The sequence below is a fragment of the Paenibacillus sp. FSL K6-1558 genome, from assembly GCF_038002565.1.
GTDB classification, from domain to species: domain Bacteria; phylum Bacillota; class Bacilli; order Paenibacillales; family Paenibacillaceae; genus Paenibacillus; species Paenibacillus polysaccharolyticus.
Map to the genome: position 1 here is coordinate 3,073,778 of NZ_JBBOCV010000001.1, position 20,426 is coordinate 3,094,203.

The 20,426-nt window shown below is 48.5% G+C and carries 21 protein-coding genes and 1 riboswitch; all 21 genes read right to left on the reverse strand.

Annotated elements, in window-relative coordinates:
* Nucleotides 1-540: 540 nt before the first annotated feature.
* Complete coding sequence (locus tag MHI38_RS13285) at nucleotides 541-945, reverse strand: F0F1 ATP synthase subunit epsilon (RefSeq protein WP_090922878.1); 405 nt, start codon at nucleotides 943-945, stop codon at nucleotides 541-543.
* 63 nt (nucleotides 946-1,008) lie between these two features.
* A complete protein-coding gene (atpD, locus tag MHI38_RS13290; RefSeq protein WP_090922876.1) occupies nucleotides 1,009-2,412 on the reverse strand; it encodes a F0F1 ATP synthase subunit beta in 1,404 nt (467 codons plus the stop codon).
* Nucleotides 2,413-2,507: 95 nt separating this feature from the next.
* Complete coding sequence (atpG, locus tag MHI38_RS13295) at nucleotides 2,508-3,380, reverse strand: ATP synthase F1 subunit gamma (RefSeq protein WP_090922874.1); 873 nt, start codon at nucleotides 3,378-3,380, stop codon at nucleotides 2,508-2,510.
* Nucleotides 3,381-3,510: 130 nt separating this feature from the next.
* On the reverse strand, nucleotides 3,511-5,025 hold the full coding sequence (gene atpA, locus MHI38_RS13300; RefSeq protein WP_221791290.1) for a F0F1 ATP synthase subunit alpha: 1,515 nt from the start codon (nucleotides 5,023-5,025) through the stop codon (nucleotides 3,511-3,513).
* Between the two features lie 16 nt (nucleotides 5,026-5,041).
* Nucleotides 5,042-5,590: a F0F1 ATP synthase subunit delta gene (locus MHI38_RS13305; RefSeq protein WP_090922870.1), complete on the reverse strand. Its 549-nt coding sequence runs from the start codon at nucleotides 5,588-5,590 to the stop codon at nucleotides 5,042-5,044.
* Nucleotides 5,587-6,075, reverse strand: coding sequence for a F0F1 ATP synthase subunit B (gene atpF / locus MHI38_RS13310; protein ID WP_090922868.1), 489 nt, complete (start codon nucleotides 6,073-6,075; stop codon nucleotides 5,587-5,589). Before atpF ends, MHI38_RS13305 begins: the two co-directional genes overlap by 4 nt.
* Nucleotides 6,076-6,188: 113 nt before the next feature.
* Nucleotides 6,189-6,413, reverse strand: coding sequence for a F0F1 ATP synthase subunit C (gene atpE, locus MHI38_RS13315; protein ID WP_090922866.1), 225 nt, complete (start codon nucleotides 6,411-6,413; stop codon nucleotides 6,189-6,191).
* Between the two features lie 74 nt (nucleotides 6,414-6,487).
* A complete protein-coding gene (gene atpB, locus MHI38_RS13320; RefSeq protein ID WP_090922864.1) occupies nucleotides 6,488-7,306 on the reverse strand; it encodes a F0F1 ATP synthase subunit A in 819 nt (272 codons plus the stop codon).
* A 47-nt stretch (nucleotides 7,307-7,353) separates the two neighbouring features.
* Nucleotides 7,354-7,731, reverse strand: a complete 378-nt coding sequence (locus tag MHI38_RS13325; protein ID WP_090922862.1) for an ATP synthase subunit I — start codon at nucleotides 7,729-7,731, stop codon at nucleotides 7,354-7,356.
* A complete protein-coding gene (locus MHI38_RS13330; RefSeq protein ID WP_090922860.1) occupies nucleotides 7,724-7,978 on the reverse strand; it encodes an AtpZ/AtpI family protein in 255 nt (84 codons plus the stop codon). The genes MHI38_RS13325 and MHI38_RS13330 overlap by 8 nt, the downstream gene beginning before the upstream one ends.
* 186 nt (nucleotides 7,979-8,164) lie before the next feature.
* Nucleotides 8,165-9,322 carry a non-hydrolyzing UDP-N-acetylglucosamine 2-epimerase gene (gene wecB / locus MHI38_RS13335; protein ID WP_308722726.1) on the reverse strand — a complete coding sequence of 386 codons (1,158 nt, stop codon included), beginning with the start codon at nucleotides 9,320-9,322 and terminating at the stop codon, nucleotides 8,165-8,167.
* A gap of 39 nt (nucleotides 9,323-9,361) precedes the next feature.
* On the reverse strand, nucleotides 9,362-9,991 hold the full coding sequence (gene upp / locus MHI38_RS13340; RefSeq protein ID WP_090922856.1) for a uracil phosphoribosyltransferase: 630 nt from the start codon (nucleotides 9,989-9,991) through the stop codon (nucleotides 9,362-9,364).
* A gap of 470 nt (nucleotides 9,992-10,461) precedes the next feature.
* Complete coding sequence (glyA, locus tag MHI38_RS13345; RefSeq protein WP_167375780.1) at nucleotides 10,462-11,709, reverse strand: serine hydroxymethyltransferase; 1,248 nt, start codon at nucleotides 11,707-11,709, stop codon at nucleotides 10,462-10,464.
* A 219-nt stretch (nucleotides 11,710-11,928) separates the two neighbouring features.
* A complete protein-coding gene (locus MHI38_RS13350) occupies nucleotides 11,929-12,522 on the reverse strand; it encodes a TIGR01440 family protein (protein WP_154891321.1) in 594 nt (197 codons plus the stop codon).
* Between the two features lie 144 nt (nucleotides 12,523-12,666).
* A riboswitch (ZMP/ZTP riboswitch) is annotated at nucleotides 12,667-12,748 on the reverse strand.
* Nucleotides 12,749-12,844: 96 nt separating this feature from the next.
* On the reverse strand, nucleotides 12,845-13,417 hold the full coding sequence (locus MHI38_RS13355) for a low molecular weight protein arginine phosphatase (RefSeq protein WP_154891322.1): 573 nt from the start codon (nucleotides 13,415-13,417) through the stop codon (nucleotides 12,845-12,847).
* Between the two features lie 65 nt (nucleotides 13,418-13,482).
* Nucleotides 13,483-14,043: a manganese efflux pump MntP gene (locus tag MHI38_RS13360; protein ID WP_154891323.1), complete on the reverse strand. Its 561-nt coding sequence runs from the start codon at nucleotides 14,041-14,043 to the stop codon at nucleotides 13,483-13,485.
* A 257-nt stretch (nucleotides 14,044-14,300) separates the two neighbouring features.
* Nucleotides 14,301-15,560: an L-threonylcarbamoyladenylate synthase gene (locus MHI38_RS13365; protein ID WP_341181300.1), complete on the reverse strand. Its 1,260-nt coding sequence runs from the start codon at nucleotides 15,558-15,560 to the stop codon at nucleotides 14,301-14,303.
* Nucleotides 15,561-15,765: 205 nt separating this feature from the next.
* Nucleotides 15,766-16,431, reverse strand: coding sequence for a stage II sporulation protein R (gene spoIIR, locus MHI38_RS13370; protein ID WP_154891351.1), 666 nt, complete (start codon nucleotides 16,429-16,431; stop codon nucleotides 15,766-15,768).
* A 333-nt stretch (nucleotides 16,432-16,764) separates the two neighbouring features.
* On the reverse strand, nucleotides 16,765-17,991 hold the full coding sequence (locus tag MHI38_RS13375) for an FtsW/RodA/SpoVE family cell cycle protein (RefSeq protein ID WP_154891324.1): 1,227 nt from the start codon (nucleotides 17,989-17,991) through the stop codon (nucleotides 16,765-16,767).
* 205 nt (nucleotides 17,992-18,196) lie between these two features.
* Nucleotides 18,197-19,426: an FtsW/RodA/SpoVE family cell cycle protein gene (locus MHI38_RS13380; protein ID WP_221791297.1), complete on the reverse strand. Its 1,230-nt coding sequence runs from the start codon at nucleotides 19,424-19,426 to the stop codon at nucleotides 18,197-18,199.
* A gap of 85 nt (nucleotides 19,427-19,511) precedes the next feature.
* Entirely contained in the window at nucleotides 19,512-20,402 is an 891-nt protein-coding gene (prmC, locus tag MHI38_RS13385; RefSeq protein WP_154891352.1) for a peptide chain release factor N(5)-glutamine methyltransferase, read from the reverse strand.
* Nucleotides 20,403-20,426 lie beyond the last annotated feature (24 nt).

Below are 20,426 nucleotides of genomic sequence, written 5' to 3' on the forward strand. Positions count from 1 at the left end.
TTCTACTGTCAGGTCCCCCTCGAATTGAAAAAGTCTCTGATGCCTACCTGATCAAGCAACAACAATTCAACTCTGCAAGATGATGGACATCTAGCGCCCTACTTCCTGCATCTGCTGACTCTAAGGAATATAGGCTGTTTCACTATTACTTGTCAACTACATTGATTTCCACTTCAAAAAATATTTTAATTTTTATCCGCCAGTAATGGGTGACTAAAACGACATAAAATAGCGTTATAACGATATCGATTCTGTCATTTCCTCGGAAATAATTCTACTGAATCTCGTAAAATTAGTTCTATCAGGGTGATATGCCCATACTACTTAAGTCCTACATCTTATTCACCTGATCATTGAAATGTGAATCTAATTATTTGAAGCTATTCATACTATATAAAGAGAAAACTCTCTAACGTTCAAATCCATAAATAGCGTATTGGCAATTCATCATCGTATTCCACTTTTTTATTTCTATCATTATTTCTTCATAAAAGAGTAAAAGAACCCGGCAGACAATGCCGCCGGGCTCCATAAGTTACTTTATTTGCCGAATACGTTGATCCGGTTAACCGCTTTTTGCAAAGCAATCTCTGCACGACGGTGATCAAAGTGATCCTGGTTGCTTTGGCTGGCAAGCCGGCGTTCTGCCCGCTCTTTGGCCGCACGCGCACGATCCACATCGATGCTTTCCGGGAATTCGGCACTCTCTGCGAGTACAACAACCTTATCTTTGCGGACTTCGATAAAGCCGCCGCCGATGGCGACTTGCTTATTCTCTTTTCCGTTTTTGATCGTGATCGGTGCAATCTGTAAAGGTGTGACCATCGGGATATGACCAGGAAGAATCCCCAGTTCCCCTTCAATACCGCGAGCGATGACGCTATCCACTTGCTGTGAATAGACGAGACGCTCAGGCGTTACGATCTCCAACAAAAAGGTGCTCAATTCCATCCCTCCTGAAACTATCCGAAGGATAGCTCGCTTCATAAGGACAATCCTGGACTCAGATTATACCAGTGTTTTAGCTTTCTCCACTGCCTCTTCAATCGTACCCACGAAGAGGAATGCTGCTTCCGGCAGATCGTCATGCTTGCCTTCGAGAATCTCTTTAAAGCTGCGCACTGTTTCTTTAACCGGAACGTATTTACCCGGAATACCGTTAAATGCTTCAGCAACGTGGAAAGGCTGGGACAAGAAACGTTGAATTTTACGCGCACGATATACGAGCGCTCTGTCTTCTTCGCTGAGCTCGTCCATACCCAGGATTGCGATGATATCTTGAAGTTCATTATAACGTGCCAAGATACGTTTAACGCCTTGTGCGACACTATAGTGCTCTTCGCCAACAACTTCAGGAGACAAGATCCGGGAGCTGGATGCGAGTGGATCTACGGCTGGGTAGATACCCATCTCGGAGATTTTACGCTCCAGGTTTGTTGTTGCATCCAAGTGAGCAAACGTTGTTGCAGGAGCCGGGTCAGTATAGTCATCCGCAGGTACGTAGATCGCCTGGATGGATGTAACCGATCCTTTTTTCGTTGAAGTGATACGCTCTTGCAATTGACCCATTTCTGTTGCCAGCGTAGGCTGGTAACCTACCGCGGATGGCATACGTCCAAGCAAGGCAGATACTTCTGAACCCGCTTGGGTGAAACGGAAGATGTTATCGATAAAGAGCAACACGTCACGGCCTTCTTCATCACGGAAATATTCCGCCATAGTCAAACCTGTGAGGGCTACACGAAGACGTGCGCCTGGTGGCTCGTTCATTTGTCCGAAGACCATTGCTGTTTTGTTGATAACGCCGGAATCACTCATCTCGTGATACAAGTCATTACCTTCACGGGTACGCTCACCAACACCGGCAAATACGGAGATACCGCCGTGTTCTTGCGCAATGTTGTTGATCAATTCCTGAATGGTTACCGTTTTACCTACACCGGCACCACCAAACAGACCGATTTTACCACCTTTTGCGTAAGGAGCCAGCAAGTCGATAACTTTGATACCTGTTTCAAGCATTTCCGCTTGGGTAGTCAATTCATCGAATGCAGGAGCAGAGCGGTGAATCGGGTTTTTATGTTCAGATACAACTGTACCGCCAGTATCAATCGCTTCGCCGAGTACGTTAAATACACGGCCCAGTGTCGCTTCACCGACAGGTACAGAGATTGGAGCTCCAGTATCTACGGCTTCCATGCCACGTACGAGACCGTCCGTGGAGGACATCGCGATACAACGTACACGGTTGTCACCCAGATGTTTCGAAGCTTCGAGTGTAAGATTTACACTCACACCGCTCTCGTTTACTGTAGTGATCGTAATGGCATTGAGGATTTCCGGCAGACCGCCGCGATCAAACTCGACGTCAACAACCGGACCCATGATGCTCACAACGCGTCCTTTGTTCATCTTAACGTTCCCCTCCTACAAGCCTGCTACTTTGGCAAAAATAAAATTCCGTTCGTTCATTTTTGCAGTGCAAGCCTTCATTAAATAAAAAACGGTTAGCCTTGTGCTGCGTTGGCACCTGCCACAATTTCCGTAATCTCCTGCGTAATCGCTGCTTGACGGGCACGGTTATAAGTCAATGACAGATCATTAATGAGTTTCGATGCATTTTTGGTTGCATTACCCATTGCTGTCATCTTCGCACCCAGTTCACTCGCTTTACCATTCAACAGTGCACCGTAGATCAATGTTTCCGCATAACGCGGAAGCAAAACTTCCAGCACAGCCTCAGCTGACGGTTCATACTCGTAGCTCGCAGTCGGTCCATCCGCAGGAGTTAACTCAGGTGTTTCCATAGGGAGAAGTTTCTCCATTGTCGGAATCTGGGTCAACGCATTTACAAAGCGGTTATAACAAATGTACAATTCATCAAAATCAGCCAGTTCAAATCCATGAACTGCCTCATGAGCGATGGATTTGATATCTGCGAATGAAGGTGAGTCCGACAGATCTGTAGTTGTGGAAGCCATAGCTATTTCGCGTCTTCTGAAATAGTCACGCCCTTTACGACCAATAACGAATAATTCGTACTCGTCCTGGGAGTTGTGACGCTCTTTCAGAGTCTGACTCACCTGACGCAGAACGTTCGCATTGTATCCACCTGCAAGACCCCGATCTGACGTAATGATCAGATACGCTGTCTTTTTGACCGGACGGCTTTCCAGCATTGGGTGCTGGATACCTTGGGTACTGGAGGCAATACTCGCCACAACTTCTTTCAACTTCTCTGAATAAGGACGTGCGGCCTCTGCTTTTTCCTGCGCTTTACGCAGTTTTGCAGCTGCAACCATCTCCATTGCTTTGGTGATCTGCTTTGTGCTTTGTACGCTTTTAATTTGCCGCTTAATTTCGCGCATGCCTTTTGCCATGATTTCACCACCTTAAAGTTTTGACATAGTCAAAACTACTTCGTAAGCATATTCCTGCTTTGACTGAGTCAAAGTTTTGCATGCAGACATGCGGAATCGGTTAGACAACTCCGCAGCTACAATCATCTATTTAGACAGAGACTGCGAAGCTCTTTCTGAACTTCTCGATTGCACCTTTGAGTGCATTTTCATTGTCTACTGTCAATTCTTTCGTTTCACGAATCGATCCCAGAATTTCCGGGTGGTTGCTCTCCATGAACGCAAGGAACTCATGCTCAAAACGAGTAACATCACCTGTTGGAATCTCATCAAGGAATCCTTTAACTGCAGTGTACAAGCTGACAACCTGTTGTTCTACAGGCAACGGCTGGTTAACACCTTGCTTCAGAATTTCCATCATACGTGCACCACGATTCAGACGAGCCTGAGTCGCTTTATCCAGATCGGAACCGAACTGGGAGAACGCTTGAAGCTCACGATATTGAGCGAGGTCAAGACGCAGGGAACCTGCAACCTTTTTCATCGCTTTGATCTGAGCAGAACCACCGACACGGGATACAGAGATACCAACGTTGATCGCCGGACGTTGTCCAGCATTGAACAAGTCAGCTTCCAAGAAGATCTGTCCATCCGTGATGGAGATTACGTTCGTTGGAATATAAGCAGATACATCGGAAGCTTGTGTTTCAATGAACGGCAGTGCGGTTAAAGAACCACCACCCAGTTCATCGTTCAGCTTCGCAGCACGCTCCAGCAAACGGGAGTGCAGGTAGAAGACGTCACCCGGATAAGCCTCACGGCCCGGTGGACGACGGAGCAACAAGGACAACTCACGATAAGCAGAAGCTTGTTTAGTCAAGTCATCATAGATGACCAGGACGTGCTCGCCTTTATACATGAAATACTCACCCATCGAACAACCGGAGTACGGTGCGATGTACAAGAGTGGTGATGGATCGGAAGCTGCTGCTGTTACAACAATGGTGTACTCCATTGCGCCTTTACGACGAAGAGTTTCTACAACTTGTGCAACCGTAGACTGCTTCTGACCAATAGCCACATAGATACACTTCATGCCGCTACCTTTTTGGTTCAGGATCGCATCAATGGCAATCGATGTTTTTCCTGTTTGACGGTCACCGATGATCAACTCACGTTGTCCGCGACCGATTGGTACCATTGCATCGATGGCTTTAATTCCTGTTTGCATCGGCTCATGAACGGATTTACGATCCATTACGCCTGGTGCTTTACCTTCAACCGGACGGAATTCCGTTGTAGCGATTGGCCCTTTGCCATCCACTGGAATACCAAGCGGGTTCACGACACGTCCAATCAATGCTTCGCCTACAGGCACCTGCATGATTTGACCAGTCCGTTTCACTTGGTCGCCCTCACGAATATCATAGTAAGGTCCCAGGATAACGACACCGACATTGCTTTCTTCTACGTTCATGGCGAGGCCCATTACACCGCTTGGGAACTCAACCAACTCGTTGGACATGACATTCTCGAGTCCGTATACACGGGCGATCCCGTCACCAACCTCAATAACTGTACCAACTTCGACTACATCGATATCAGTCTTATATTGTTCAATCTGACTCTTAATTAATGTACTGATTTCTTCTGGTTTGATACTCAAGTGTCCTCACCCCAATCTACTGTACTCGTCTGTTAAAAGACTGCTCAAGACGTTCGAGCTTGCCAGCCAAGCTGCCGTCATAGATCGTATCGCCAATGGCGACTTTCAATCCGCCCAGCAGTGCAGGATCAACAATGTTCTCGATACGGATCTTTTTATTCACACGGCCACCGAACTCACGGGCTACCGCTTCTTTCTCTTCTTCCTTCAATGCATAGGTCGAGTATACGCGAGCATCGGCGATTCCAAGGGAATCCCCTTCGATTCTCACATAATCATCCAACAGGTCTTGCAACAATTCCACGCGGCCACGCTCAATCAGAAGCAAAACCGTGCGAAGGACAGGTTCGGACACTTTGCCATCAAGGCTTGCATGAAGCACATTTCGCTTGGCTTCATCAGAGATGTTTGGAGAAACAATAAATTTGATAATCTCTTGATCTCCGGTTAATCCACTGACAACGGCACGCAGTTCCTGTTCAACTTCAAGCACTTGCTGCTGCTGAAGAGCAACTTCGAACAATGCTTTTGCATAACGCTTGGCAACAATCGTATCGCGGCTCATTGTCGGCCCCCTACCTCATTGAGGTATTGGTTCACAAGTTCCTCTTGTGCTGGACCGTTCTCAACTTCTTTTTTGATCAATCTGGAAGCAATCTGAACGGAAGCAGTACCCAGTTCGCTGCGAAGAGCGGCAACCGCTTTGTTCTTCTCGCTCTCAATTTCACGTACAGCATCGTCTTTGAGACGAGTTGCTTCAGCTTTGGCATCAGCCAGAATAGATTCAGCCTGCTTGCCACCCGTTTGTCTGGATTGTTCAATAATGTCGTGAGCTTCTTTGCGCGCTTGTTCCAGAGCCTGTTTTTGCTCCTCCACATAAGCAATCGCCTGTTCCCGAGTCTGAGCAGCCTCATTCATCTGGCTCATTACGAGTTCACGACGCTTTTCCATGATGGAGAACAACGGACCGAAAGCATAACGGCTAAGCAGCCAGTATAAAACCAAAAATGCGATAATCGCAAGAAGCGTATTTTCCCATAAGAAACTCAATCTGTTCACTCCTTCCTGGAGGTATCCTAAACCGTTATCCCTTACAGGATAAGTTCCTAGCTAAAAAGAAGGCGCGGAGGGCTACAGCCTTCCCCGCCGTACTGTGTTATGTCTTAAGCAGCACCGTAGAACATGAATGCGAGTACCACACCGATGATCGGCAATACCTCGATCAAACCTACCCCGATGAACATTGTTGTTTGCAGTGTGGATTTCGCTTCTGGTTGACGCGCGATCCCTTCCACTGTTTTGCTGATTACCATACCGTTACCGATACCTGCGCCGAAAGCGCCCAATCCTGCAACAATTGCTGCTGCGATTAATGCCATTGCTCCCATTTGTATATCCTCCTTAAAATTATAAATCAATTTTATTGTTCAGCCTGATGGAGAGATCCCCGCAGGTCTAAAACTTAATGTTCTTCGTGCGTTTCGATGGTCTGTGAAATGTACACCATCATTAGAATGACGAAAACGAAAGCTTGAATCCCGCCGATAAAGATACTGAAACCTTGCCACACTGCAAGTAGCGGTATTGCGAAAATAGCGCCCAGCACTTTAAAGCTGGTCAGTTTGAGGATGGTTGCAATCAGCACCTCACCCGCAAAAATATTCGCGAACAAACGCATGCCGTGCGTGAGCAACTTGGACGCGGTCTCGATAATATTAATCGGAAGGAACAACGCGTACGGTTGCACATAGTGCTTCAGATAACCTCTAGTGTTCTTGAACAGTCCAAGTCCATGTGCTACGAGGAAGGCTACAAGAGCTAGTCCCATCGTTACGGACAAGTCAGCTGTTGGTGATTTGAACCAAGCCAGCTCGATATGTGGATGCGCTTCTGGGTCCTTCGCGTGAGCCTTTTCATAAGCCTCAACCGCTGTAACGATTGGTTTCCCGAAAACGGTAGCTGCATTAACATCCTTAACATCGGTAACGGCCTGGAATGGAAGCCCAAGCATATTTCCTACGAAGATGAACAAAATCATCGTAAGTGCGAGAGAAATAAAGTGTTTGCCTTTCTTCATGTCCATCGTACTGGATATCAGATTACGAACGAACTCAACAGCCCACTCCATAAAGTTTTGCAGCTTTCCCGGATTATCCACCGACAGGTTCCGTGTAGCGATGATGGCAAATATGAAGACAATGGCGCTGGTTACAATCAACATCAATAGTACGGACAAGTCCAGATGAAATCCACCAAGCATAATCACTGGAGCTTCATGCATATTTTTTTCTCACCCCTTTCTCTACCTGAAAGTTGCCACACTCAAAATCACTCTGCTTTGCGGGACATGATGATCCCTATAATTAATAGGGAAAATTGCGCAATGGCCAGACCGCCTGCAACCGCATATGTATTGAAGTACTGCGGAAAGCGCATCGATATGTAAATACCAAGCACTGCGAGCGCCGCTCTTGTCAAAAATCCCAGGTTCACACGCTTCAGATTACCTTCTGCCGCATCATCGGACATCTTCCTCACCTTGTAGCCCAGGTAAAATGCATTAATCAAACTGATGCTAACACCCAGGGCCAGTCCCAAAGCAATCGTTTCCAAACGAGGTGCAAATGCAGCCGTCAGAAAACAAATCATGAGAATGTACATGACGGAAACGGTCATCCATCTGCGATATCTGGCTAGTTCACTCATCACTTTCCCCCATGAATTTTTTAGCAATAAAGTAAATGCTTACCCCGCCTGCCGCAAGAAAAAAGAGAACGCTTACGGCGATCCATATTCCGTTGCCTCCAATGGTCCTGTCCAACCACGAGCCAGCGTAATATCCGGCAACAGCGAGCAAGGCAATCTCGATCCCAAAAGCTGTCACGAGCCCCATTGCTTTCCAGACCTTATCATCATGGTTACGGGATGAATTTGGTTTGTTCGAATCGGCCATTTTCCACGCCACCCTTGCAATCCCAGTTAATTTTACTGAATGATGAGAGCCTTTGTCAATTGATTGATTTTAGCGTTTTAAAGGGAGAAACGACGGGTCTACAGCTTAAGAAAGCCCATAAACCCGCGTAAACCGTACAGTTTAACTGTATGCTATCCCCTCTATAAATCCAACAGAAAATGTGAATTATTTTTTGAACTTTCTGTGAAATGATTCCGGACGCTCACTTTTTACGCCAAAATGGTGCAAAATCGCATTGACAATTCTTTCCGAAGCATGTCCATCACCGTATGGATTAGCAGCTTGGCTCATGCTTGCATACAGTTCTTCATCCGTAAGCAGAGCCTTGGTCCGTTCATATACACGTTCCTCTTCTGTCCCTACCAATTCCAGCGTACCTGCTTCGATGCCTTCCGGGCGCTCTGTAGTATCGCGCAATACAAGAACAGGCACACCAAACGAAGGCGCTTCTTCCTGCAAACCGCCTGAATCAGTCAGGATCAAGTGAGTGTGCGGGTAAAAGTTATGCAAATCCACTACGTCTAGCGGATCAATTAACTGAATACGGGGATGATTCCCCAAAATCGCGTGAGCCGGCTCCTTCACAGCAGGACTAGGGTGCACCGGGTACACGATGGCAATATCTTCAAATTCGTCAGCAATACGTTTGACGGCCTGGAAAATGTTGCGGTGAGGCTCGCCTTGAGATTCGCGGCGATGAGCAGTCATCAGCACCAGGCGTTTGCCTTGGGCCCAATCAAGTACCGGGTGTTTGTAATCCTCCCGTACTGTATATTGAAACACATCTGTTACCGTGTTGCCTGTGACGTAGGTACTAGACTCCGGTTTATTTTCCTTGGCAAGATTGGAAGAAGACCAGTCCGTTGGCGCAAAATGCAGATCGGCCAAAACACCCGTCAGCTGGCGGTTCATCTCTTCCGGGTATGGTGACAGCTTATTCCACGTCCGCAGACCGGCTTCCACGTGTCCGACCTGAATCTGTTGCAGGAAGGCTGCATAGCTGGCTACAAATGTAGTCAACGTATCACCGTGAACGAGCACGATATCTGGCTTGGCTTCACGCAAAACCGGCTCCAGACCGCCAAGAACACGAATGGTGATTTCGTTCAGGGTCTGACGATCTTTCATGACATCCAGATCATAATCGGGATGAATGTCGAAAACTTCAAGAACCTGATCCAGCATCTGGCGATGTTGCGCAGTTACGCAAACAATCGACTCAATAGAGTCGGGATGTTTCTGCAATTCCAGAATCAGCGGAGCCATCTTGATCGCTTCTGGGCGCACCCCGAAAATAGTCATCACTTTAATTTTTTTGGACATTTGAGCAAAGCTCCTTTTCTAATCCGCATGAAAATATGCTTATTTCGTTCCGTACAAACGGTCTCCCGCATCGCCAAGTCCTGGCACGATATATCCGTGATCATCCAGACGGTCGTCAAGCGCAGCTACATAGATGTCTACATCTGGATGTGCATCTTGTACTGCTTTTACGCCCTCTGGCGCTGCGACCAGGTTCATCATTTTGATCTGAGTGCATCCGCGCTTTTTGAGCACGTCAATCGCTGCGATTGCTGATCCGCCTGTTGCAAGCATCGGGTCAATCACAATAAGTTGACGTTCAGTCACATCTGTGGGCAGCTTGGTGTAGTATTCAACCGGTTGCAATGTTTCCGGGTCACGGAACAAACCAACATGTCCTACTTTTGCCGCTGGCAACAACTTCACAACGCCATCCAGCATCCCTAGTCCCGCACGCAGAATCGGTACCAGTCCAAGCATACGTCCAGAAATTACTTTTCCTTGTGTCGCGGCTACAGGCGTTTGTACATCAATGGATTCCAGCTCAACATCTCTTGTAATCTCGTAAGCCATTAATGTTGCTACTTCATCAACCAATTCACGAAAATCTTTCGTATTCGTACGCATGTCGCGTATAAACGTCAGTTTGTGTTGAATCAGGGGGTGATCACATATTACTAATTTTCCCATTAAATTGTCCCTCCGGTAAGTTCTTCATGAGTTAAGCATTTCCAAATATACCTAGCCGTCATTCACAGGCTCGATAAATCCTGTATATTATATCATCACCCACACTGAATTACACCATCAAAGGGCACCTAATCATTACAGAAAAGCAAATCCTACAAAAACAGGACCGGAAAATGATTCATCCGGTCCTGTTTGCTCGTGCTGTTGTGTGAGTTGAATGCTCAAAATACGTGTGAACACTAAAGATGCTCTTTTGTAATACAATACCACTCCGCCACCAGAATGCTCCTTCGATCGCCGTTATCCCCGAATTTTATGAATCACCTTAGGTAGGTGAAAATTCGGGGATAAATGCGAGCGCTCCGCTTCTACGGCCTCATTCTGCTCACTTCGTTACTTTGTATTCCATTTTAACAACCTTCAAAACCAAACAGCACAAGCAATGTTTTTTAGCAGTAGAAGTAACGGTACTAGTATTTAAGGTCGGTGTAGAGTGGGTATTGATCCGTCAGTGCAGTCACTTCTGCGCGTGCCTGATCAAGTGTTGCTGTATCTTTTGGATTTTTAAGAGTTTTCGCAATGATCTTACCGATCGCTACCATTGCTTTCTCGTCCATACCACGGGAAGTCGCAGCAGGTGTACCAATACGGATACCGCTTGTAATGAACGGGCTTGTTGGATCGAATGGAATCGCGTTTTTGTTCACTGTAATACCGATGGAATCAAGCACATGTTCCGCTTCTTTACCCGTGATGTTTACGCTACGAGTATCAATCAGCATCAAGTGATTGTCTGTACCGCCGGATACAATGTTCAATCCTTCAGCGATCAATGTTTCAGCCAGCACCTGTGCGTTTTTCACCACGTTCTGAGCATACGTTTTGAACGAAGGTTGCAATGCTTCACCGAACGCTACAGCTTTTGAAGCGATCACGTGCATCAAAGGTCCACCTTGGGAACCTGGGAATACTGCTTTATCAATGGCAGCTGCCCAGGACTTGCGGCACAGGATCATACCGCCACGTGGTCCGCGCAATGTTTTGTGTGTTGTTGTTGTAACGAAGTGTGCATGTGGCACCGGGTTAGGATGCAGTCCAGCTGCAACAAGTCCTGCGATGTGTGCCATATCAACCATGAACAGCGCGCCAACATCATTGGCGATGGAAGCCAGCTTCTCAAAATCAATCGTACGTGGGTATGCACTTGCACCTGCTACGATCAGACGAGGACGATGTTTGAATGCTGCTTTGCGAACTTCATCATAATCAATGAGGAATGTATCTTCTTGAACACCATACGCAACGAAGTTGTAAAGCAAACCAGAAGCATTAACCGGGCTACCATGGGTCAAGTGACCGCCATGTGCCAGGTTCATACCCAGAACGGTATCACCAGGCTTCAATGCTGCCAGATATACAGCCATGTTCGCTTGTGCACCGGAGTGCGGTTGCACGTTCGCATGTTCTGCACCAAACAGTTCTTTCGCGCGATCACGCGCGATATCTTCAACGATATCGACATGCTCACAGCCACCATAGTAACGTTTGCCTGGATAACCTTCAGCGTACTTATTCGTCAGAACGGAGCCGAGTGCTTCAATTACCGCTTCACTTACGATGTTCTCGGATGCGATCAGCTCGATGTTGTTCTGTTGACGTTTCAGTTCAAGATTCATCGCTTCCAATACTGCAGGGTCATTTTTACGCAATTGTTCCATGATTAAATTCCTCCTAAATTATAATGAAGTTATAAAGTGAAATGATGTTTACACGTAAACGGAGAGTGCAACACCAATCTGGAGAAGCAGCGCGTTCGCATTTATCACCGGATTTCCCCTTTTTAAAAGGGGATTCAAAGAAATCTGGGGATAACAGCGATCGTAAGATGGTGATGCAATCGAAGTCTGGAGTGTAACCCAGTGATTTCGCTTTATACGTTAGTCACAAAAGGTTGAATCGGGCTCTTCTTCCATTCGATAAACCGCACGTTCGCCGCCAATCAGCTTCGGACGTGTAAGTGCTGCTGTGACACGAGCCTCTCCAATGTAACGAAGCGATGTCCGAAAAGGAACCGCAACATGGCGAAGATGCATGCCAATCATAGTCTCTCCGATATCCATACCGGCATGGGCTTGAACATGCTCAGCCAGACATGGATCGGACAGTGAACGATAGGCGGTAGATGCCATGGAACCACCAGCCTTCGGCACAGGTACAGCGCCAACCTCTGTCAGTCCGAGCCGCTCAAGCAACCTACGTTCCATCACAAGCGCTCGATTCAGGTGCTCACAGCACTGGAATACAGTGTCGAAACCAAACTCTGTCTGCACCTCGCGAATACCTGCAAGCAACTGATCTGCCACGTCGACGGCACCACTTGTTCCGATGCGCTGACCTGCAACTTCACTTGTACTTGTGCCGATAACAACAACATGGCCAGAGCCAAGTTTACCGGCTGTCGCCAGTTCGCGCAGGATTGATGCTGTCTGTTGTTGCAATCCGGGTTGTTCCGAATCCAGTTCAATAGTCATCCTATCGCCTCCCGATAAAATCATGCCCGTCATCTTGTGATCATTTTGCTCAACGCATACGTTGCATGGCATTTCAGGTACTATTATAGCGAAAAATCAGATGAAAGACGAAAAAAAGAGCAGTCTGCGGGTATCGCAGAATTGCTCTTTTGCCCAGGCGACCGGCCGTTTGTTCCGGTGCTCCATTGTGGTTGTGCCCACTTCGTCGCCAGTTACACCGGATCCCTGTTTTCCCCTTCATCATAAATCAACCCCACTTTAAAATCAACGGTTAATTTACATTCCATGTTCTGTTTCTATATCTTGTCTCTGTACAGCTGAATTATTCAAGCTTATCCAGAAGCTTGGATAACGCTGTACGAATCTCTGCTGCCGCAATATTGTAATCGTCCCGGCTACCACCAAACGGATCGGAGATATCAAAACTCGGAATACGCTGCCGAATTTCGATTGCACGCTCCCTCTCCGAGGCCAGAATTTCCTGGCCCAGGGCCCGTTTCATCTCCATTGTAGCAAACAGGCTGTCCAATTCCTCCAGATCTTGAAGCACTTGTGTATCATTCTCGGCATATTCCTTCAGCGTGTAGGTCTTCTGAATGGAATTCGGGAACACCTGCATCACATGTTGCTTATGACTTCGGGTTAACGTCAGAATCAGATCTGCCCATTCGACCAATGCTTCACTAAGCTGTGTAGACTGGGATGGGCCCTCTGCCTGATGATCCTTCAAAACTGCTTCGGCATGACGTGATATCGGCATGCCTGACGATGCAGCCACACCTGCTGAACGAACATGTACCTCGATACCGCGCTCGGCTGCAAGTTTCCGCAGAAGCCCTTCTGCCATGGGGCTGCGGCACGTGTTTCCTGTACATACAAACAAAATATGTTTCATTGTGATAGCCTCCCCATATAATCAAGATGTGAACTACCTATCTTATCGTTCAACCGCTTTATTTTTTAAAATATAAACAAAAGTCCAAAGGCAAGCAAGATCGCCCCGCCTACAGCTTCACCGTAATCGCCCAAATTCTGACTGACCCGACGTCCGAGAAGCAGACCCATGATCGACATCAAACCACCGCAGAAACCAAAGGCCAGGATGGTCAGGACAAGATCACTGCTGAACATGCCGAGCGACACCCCGACAGAGAAGGAATCGACGCTGACACTAAGCGAAAACAAAAGAATGCCCAGCAGAGATCGATGATCGACCAGCTTGGTCTCCCCTTCACGAAAGGCATTCAAAATCATGTGAGCGCCTAGCAGTACCAGCAGTCCGCCTGCTGCATAATTCGTAATATTGCCCAGCAAGGAACTGACATATTTCCCCATATACATGCCAGCAAGCGGCATGATGACATGAAACAGTGCCGTAACGGTGCTAATTTTCAATACATCCCGCAGCCGTATACCCTTCATGCCAATGCCGATGCCCAGCGAGAATGCATCAAGCCCCAGCGCAACCGCCATAATCAGAATGGTTACCAACTGCCCTATATGGGCAGACACATCCCACATCCTCATACCCCCAAGTCACATAAGGTTCTTGTACACGATATGCGGACAAGAACTCAAACATGACGGTTACAGGGAAACGGAGCTAAGAAGTATGGATACAGTTTTCGGATGAAAAAAAACAGATCAAGGACACCCTTGCTAATATGAAATAGTAGATTGGGACGTTAAACTTGACGACTGCATGCAAGCTAGATGAATGCTTGCAAAAGTTGAGGCTCGCTCCTGATCCTGTGGGCAGGAACGTTTAGGTAGGCGGCTCAGCCAACTTGAATAAGTTGGTTGCCTGCCGCCTTGAGCAGCCGGTTCATGACGGCTGCTCCCAGCCCTTCGCGCGAGCAGGCTTCCGCCACAATATATGTGGCGCCCTGCTCATCGCAGCTGCGCAGCGCGGCGTATAGTCTGCGCGCAGCTTCCTGTAGCTCGCTGGCGTTACCCAGCGAGAATACGGCATCGGCGCGGTACTGCTCCGCGTGCTCGGCGAACGCCAGCACCGCGGTGCGCTCTCCGCGCTGCGCCGCCTCCGCCAGGGCGGCGCGGGTCCAGGCCGCCACCGCTGCGGGCGGCCCCTCTACGACGCACAGCGCCCCTGCGGGTGCGTAGTGCGTGTACTTCATGCCCGGCGAGCGCGGCGCCGGGCTGTTGCTGTCGCCACCGGACCCTTCGGCGAGAAGCGCCGGGTCCGTGGCGACACGGGCGGCTACGGCGGACAGCTGTTCCGCCGTGATGCCGCCAGGGCGCAGGATGGTGACGGTACCGTCGTCACCGGCCTGCACCACGGTGGACTCGACGCCCACCCCCGTGGGGCCGCCGTCCACAATGCCGCCGATGCGGCCATCCAGATCCTCCCGCACATGTGCGGCGAGGGTTGGGCTAGGCCGCCCGGAGCGGTTCGCACTTGGCGCAGCCACGGGGCATGCCGCCGCCGCAATGAGTGGCAGCGCCACCGGGTGGTCCGGCATGCGCACGGCCACCGTGTCCAGCCCGGCAGTGACCCGCGGGGACACCGCCCCTGGCCTAACCGGCAGCACCAGCGTCAGCGGGCCTGGCCAGAAGGCCGCCATCAGCGCTTCCGCTGTTGCATTCACCTCAGTGACCAGTTCATGCAGCTGGTCACGGTGCGCGATATGCACAATCAGCGGATTGTCGGATGGCCGCCCTTTGGCGGCAAATACTGCCTCCACTGCTTCCGTGCTGCGAGCGTCTGCGCCGAGGCCGTAGACCGTCTCGGTCGGGAAGGCAACCGTCTCCCCTTGACGAAGGCAGGCCGCGGCAGCCTGCAAGTCAGCGAGCGCCGCTTCGCGGGCGGCGTTTCCCTTTTTCACATCCGATACTGGGGAAATCTCTTGAACGTGCACATTTATGTTCTCGCCCTCACTCTGCTCATGCACCAGTGCTCTGACATCCCAAAAGGCTGTATTGTGTTCCACCTCGACTCTCTCTACCGCCGCATGATCATGCTTGTCCTCTAACGAGGGTTGTTGTACCTTTTCGTGCTCTCTGTTCATATATATCATCATCCCTAAACTTCAAGTAGGTTCAATTTCAGTACATATAAGTATACCATATCTATAACGTTACAGGTTCGATCCAACCATAGGGTACTTCTCCCGCATATCCTGTTCATGTAGAAAAGGAAGCTCCCTGCACATTTGCAACGAAACTTCCATCCCTTAGTTTTTTATTCTATATTGCACTGCATTTTAATATGTCTTTTATTCGTTGTTAGGCGAATAAAGTTGCTACCCAATCCCATATTTTCACAGCCACATCCCACAGGAAGAATCTCGCTTCAGGCGTTTCACCTTGCACAGTTGCTTTCACCTCTACAGCATCCCCAGCTGAGGCAGAGACTGTCGTTGTCGTTGGTTTAGCCAGCGCGTCCCCTGTACTTGCATCGATGAAACAGAGTGGCGGGAACAGTACACACCACCAGTTCTGCCCTTTGCCTTCGCCCAGCGTAATCCGTACCGCTTCATACTCGCCAGCAGGGTATACCGTACCCCCATACAGCTTTGTTGGAAAAGGAACCGTGCCAAGCTCCACCTGATAATCATAAGTTAGACCACGTTTCATTAGCTCTTCTCCTACCCGATTCTCAATCTCAGACAGATGTTCACGAATGACATACCGAGCCTGCTCCAGACTTTGCGGATTTTCCAGCGCCCCAACCCATTCGCCCATCTGTGCAACGACCGCATCCCGAATCTCGCGTTTCACGAGCTGATCTCCCGCCGCATCGGAATTCGCTAGAATCCGCAAACGGATCGATTGCTCCGGAATAGTAGTAGCAGCAACAGCCGCATCGGTTTTCTGACCTTCCCACATCATAATGATCATCATAAGACATACAAGGATAAGTCCAATTTGTTTACCAATTCGTCTGTTCATCCCGTTCTCCCCCTCGGTTCCGATATCCAGCTGCAACTCTCTCATGTCTATCAGTATGCCCGGTAGAGGAAGAAGTAAACCTAGTACAAACCAGAAATCTATTAAAGTTTTTCATAGAAACGGATGAATTGGCTTTATAGATCGGGAAAGAAAAGAGATTCCTTACTAAAAGGAGATGATTTCAGCACTCATTTATTCTACGAAATGCCCCTAAACCATCTCTTCTCGGGCATATGAAAAAAGCTTAGTGACCACTAAGCTTTCTTTCGAAGACAGTAATGGATTAGATGCTACTTTAATCTGAATAATCCCTCCAACTCGTGAAAAACACAACTACATCGCGCTATTCTCTTTTTTCTTTTTCATCAGACTCCGAATCCGCTGCATCCACGATGGTGATTGCTCCTCTGGAAACCATTCATCCTCGTCTTCATCACCATACAACTTAATGCTCATCACCAGCCCAATACAGGCCATGTTAATCAGCAGAGACGTACCGCCATAACTAATAAACGGCAGGGTAATGCCCGTTAGAGGCATGAGGCCAAGGAATGCACCTACATTTTCAAACACCTGATAGAGTAACATCCCGATAATACCCACAATGATAATGGGTCCGGCCCGTTCTTTGCACTCCAGTGCGATTAACACCATCCGGTGGATAAGGATAAAATATAACAGGATTAAGAGCGAAGCTCCGACAAAACCAAATTCCTCCGCGACCACCACAAAGATGGAATCCGAATACGTATACGGCACACGTCCGCTTTGAACCGAAGTTCCTTCCAAAAAACCCTTGCCCATAATCCCGCCCGATCCGATGGCAAGTCCTGCATTTTTTGTATGCCACATCGCTTTGGCTGTAGCTTTCTCGGGTACAAGCCACGGATCGATCCGTTCAGCCCAGTGCTCCCGTTTGATCTTTTCCAAAAAGGCGAATATTTCATCATGGTAGAAGGTATACGATTTGATGAAACCAATAAAGAAAGCCCCCACAATCGCCAGCCCGATTAACGCATGTTTCAGCTTTATATTGCCGATCCATAAAATAGCAACCAGAATGACCACATAACCGAGAGCGTTACCCAGGTCATTCTGAGCCATAACCAGTGCGAAGGGAATAAATGTCCAGAGCCCAATCGGTACGACATCTCTCCAGAACCCGAGCTCCCCACGTTTACGCTTCACAATTAAATGGGCAAGAAATAGAACAAGGATCATTTTGAACAATTCCGCAGGTTGAAACGAAATGCTTTCCGTGATTTTCAGCCAGCCATTCGCGTTATTCAACGTACTTCCAAGCACATTGGCCAGGATCAAGAAAATAATGCCTATACCATATAGAAGAAAAGCGTATTTTACGTACAACTTGTAATTAAACAAACCAATCCCGATGACTGCAATGAACCCAACCACGTAGAAATAGATCGTTTTCACATGATGATTCGCGAGTTTGGGATCAAAGCGTGTTCCACTATAAATCGCAAGTATACTAATCGCCATTAACAACAACAGAACAAAAAGAATAACGCCATCCAGCTTCTTTACCGTTTTCCACATGATGTTTGAATATCCCCCTAGCTCACACATCGCACTTTACCAATAATGATCAATATTACCATTGTACCTAATTGGATGGGAGAATGGAAATCCGGTTGATTTTAAAGCAAAAAACCTTGAAAGTCCGTTCCCCAGCGAATGCCGGGAAGAACGATTCCAAGGTTGATCTGACTTCTTTTTCAATATTGCTGTAAACCATTCATGTTCACTGTTCCGGTTGCTCCTGTTGCACAGGTTTGCGTCTGAACAGCTTCAAGATCAGTTCCGTAATACTCGGTTGCTCCGCTGCTCCCAGGATATCTTCATTCTCTTCGGTGTGTACCTTGATACTCATGGCAATCCCCATACTGATCATGTTAATGAGCAGTGATGTTCCTCCATAACTAATGAATGGCAAGGTGATACCTGTCAGTGGCATGAGTCCGATAAACGGTCCGATATTGACAAAGACCTGATACAGAATCATCGCAATAATACCTACAATCAAATAAGCACCTACGCGATCCTTACATTCCAAAGCGATTAAGACTAGCCTATGAATCAGGATGAAATACAATAATAGAAGTACCGATGCGCCAACAAAGCCAAACTCTTCACCAATCTGTACAAAAATCGAGTCTGCATAGGCCAGAGGTACCCGATTGGATTGAATGGTCGTACCCTCCATGTAACCCTTACCCGTAACCCCACCAGAACCAATGGCAAGTTTGGCATTGTACGTCTGCCACAATACGTCTCTGGATGTCAGTTCAGGTACAAGCCACGGGTCAAATCGTTCTGCCCAGTGTGCACGTTTAATATCTTTGAGGAAACTTGTAATTTCATCATGATAATGAATGTATGCTTGTATGCCAGCAACGATAGCACTTACCGCCAGTACAAAACCAATCAATGCATGTGAAAATTTGATATTGCCGATCCATAATAAACCGATCCAGATAAAAATATAACTGAGTACCGCACCCAGGTCATTTTGCAACAACACAAGCAGCAAGGGCGGCAGCACACACAAACTGATCGGAATGACATCTCGCCCAAAAAACAAAGGCCTGTTCTTCTTCCTAGCGAGCAGTGTCGATAACATGACAATCAGACATAGCTTGAACAACTCCGAAGGCTGAAGACTGATTCCGCCAATCGAAAGCCAACCTTGGGCTCCGTAATACTCATTACCAATGAACAAAACCAGAACTAACAGTAACAGACCCAGCCCATAGATATATAAATAATTTTTGACGATAAATTTATAGTTGATCATGGACATTCCGAAAAAAACAACAAAACCCAAAACATAAAATACAATCATATTTTTGGAGAATCCCTCAACCTTTGGACGACCAAACGTAGTACTGTAAATGGCCATGATACTAATGACCATCAGGATCACCAAAATAAAAACGATGGAGTAGTCGATCTTTTTGAATTTGTGCAGCATGTCTTTATGTTCCCCCAAGCATTCAGAAAATCTTCGGCATACCCCATTGTAGAGGATTTCGCGGCAAAAAGAAAACTTACGTGCCTTACATTTTTGTCACCTGTTCCGAAGGTCGAACACCCAGGACATGCCGCTCAATTCCGGCAAGGTCGGGAACGATGATAATCTCTGGCCAGTGCCCCGCCGATTCCAGCAAAGCCGCCACGTCGTGAGCCTGGCCCATGCCCAGCTCAAAACCGACAATCTGCGGCGGCGCAGGCAGCAGATTCAACTGCTCTACCATGATGCGGTACGGGGCGAGCCCGTCCGGACCGCCATCCAGAGCGAGGCGCGGCTCATGATCGCGCACCTCTTGCTGTAACCCGGCGATATCTCCCGCCGGGATGTAGGGCGGGTTGGACACCAGGATGTCCAACCGCTCCCCAGCGAACGGTGCAAGCAGATCGCCTTCACGGAAGTCGATCTGTACGCCGTTCGCGGCCGCGTTGCGCGCGGCCACATGCAGGGCATCCGCCGAGAGGTCCCCGGCGGATACCTGCCACTGCGGGCGAAGCGAAGCCATCGTGACCGCGATGGCACCGCTGCCCGTGCCAATGTCGACGGCGCGCACGGCACCGCCGGCGCCGGCAAACACGCGGTCTGCTGCGCGTAGCACAGCTTCGACCAGCAGCTCGGTCTCCGGCCGCGGAATCAGCACGGCCGGCGTGACCTCGAACGGCAGCCCGTAGAATTCCTGGCTGCCGATAATGTACTGCGCCGGCTCACCCGCAGCCTTGCGCGTGACGGCGTCTTCCCAGCGGCTACGCAGCCCGCTGGGGAACGGCTCCGGCTGCATCATGTAATACTGGGCGCCATAGACGCCCAGTACATGCTCCAGCAGCAGCCGTGCATTATTGTGCGGCTCGTACACGCCGCACTTCTCCAAAAAAGAGGAAGCCTCTACGAAGGCTTCCCGGCAACTCTGCTCCGGCGTCATTACAAACGTTCCGCCCGTCACAGA

Bases quoted from the DNA above. Each gene is read 5' to 3' on its own strand.
- atpD (WP_090922876.1), bottom strand. From the start codon at position 2,412: ATGAACAAAGGACGCGTTGTGAGCATCATGGGTCCGGTTGTTGACGTC.
- atpG (WP_090922874.1), bottom strand. From the start codon at position 3,380: ATGGCAAAAGGCATGCGCGAAATTAAGCGGCAAATTAAAAGCGTACAA.
- MHI38_RS13305 (WP_090922870.1), bottom strand. From the start codon at position 5,590: ATGAGCCGCGATACGATTGTTGCCAAGCGTTATGCAAAAGCATTGTTC.
- atpE (WP_090922866.1), bottom strand. From the start codon at position 6,413: ATGGGAGCAATGGCATTAATCGCAGCAGCAATTGTTGCAGGATTGGGC.
- atpB (WP_090922864.1), bottom strand. From the start codon at position 7,306: ATGCATGAAGCTCCAGTGATTATGCTTGGTGGATTTCATCTGGACTTG.
- MHI38_RS13325 (WP_090922862.1), bottom strand. From the start codon at position 7,731: ATGAGTGAACTAGCCAGATATCGCAGATGGATGACCGTTTCCGTCATG.
- MHI38_RS13330 (WP_090922860.1), bottom strand. From the start codon at position 7,978: ATGGCCGATTCGAACAAACCAAATTCATCCCGTAACCATGATGATAAG.
- wecB (WP_308722726.1), bottom strand. From the start codon at position 9,322: ATGTCCAAAAAAATTAAAGTGATGACTATTTTCGGGGTGCGCCCAGAA.
- upp (WP_090922856.1), bottom strand. From the start codon at position 9,991: ATGGGAAAATTAGTAATATGTGATCACCCCCTGATTCAACACAAACTG.
- glyA (WP_167375780.1), bottom strand. From the start codon at position 11,709: ATGGAACAATTGCGTAAAAATGACCCTGCAGTATTGGAAGCGATGAAT.
- MHI38_RS13350 (WP_154891321.1), bottom strand. From the start codon at position 12,522: ATGACTATTGAACTGGATTCGGAACAACCCGGATTGCAACAACAGACA.
- MHI38_RS13355 (WP_154891322.1), bottom strand. From the start codon at position 13,417: ATGAAACATATTTTGTTTGTATGTACAGGAAACACGTGCCGCAGCCCC.
- MHI38_RS13360 (WP_154891323.1), bottom strand. From the start codon at position 14,043: ATGTGGGATGTGTCTGCCCATATAGGGCAGTTGGTAACCATTCTGATT.
- MHI38_RS13365 (WP_341181300.1), bottom strand. From the start codon at position 15,560: ATGATGATATATATGAACAGAGAGCACGAAAAGGTACAACAACCCTCG.
- spoIIR (WP_154891351.1), bottom strand. From the start codon at position 16,431: ATGAACAGACGAATTGGTAAACAAATTGGACTTATCCTTGTATGTCTT.
- MHI38_RS13375 (WP_154891324.1), bottom strand. From the start codon at position 17,991: ATGTGGAAAACGGTAAAGAAGCTGGATGGCGTTATTCTTTTTGTTCTG.
- MHI38_RS13380 (WP_221791297.1), bottom strand. From the start codon at position 19,426: ATGCTGCACAAATTCAAAAAGATCGACTACTCCATCGTTTTTATTTTG.
- prmC (WP_154891352.1), bottom strand. From the start codon at position 20,402: ATGACGCCGGAGCAGAGTTGCCGGGAAGCCTTCGTAGAGGCTTCCTCT.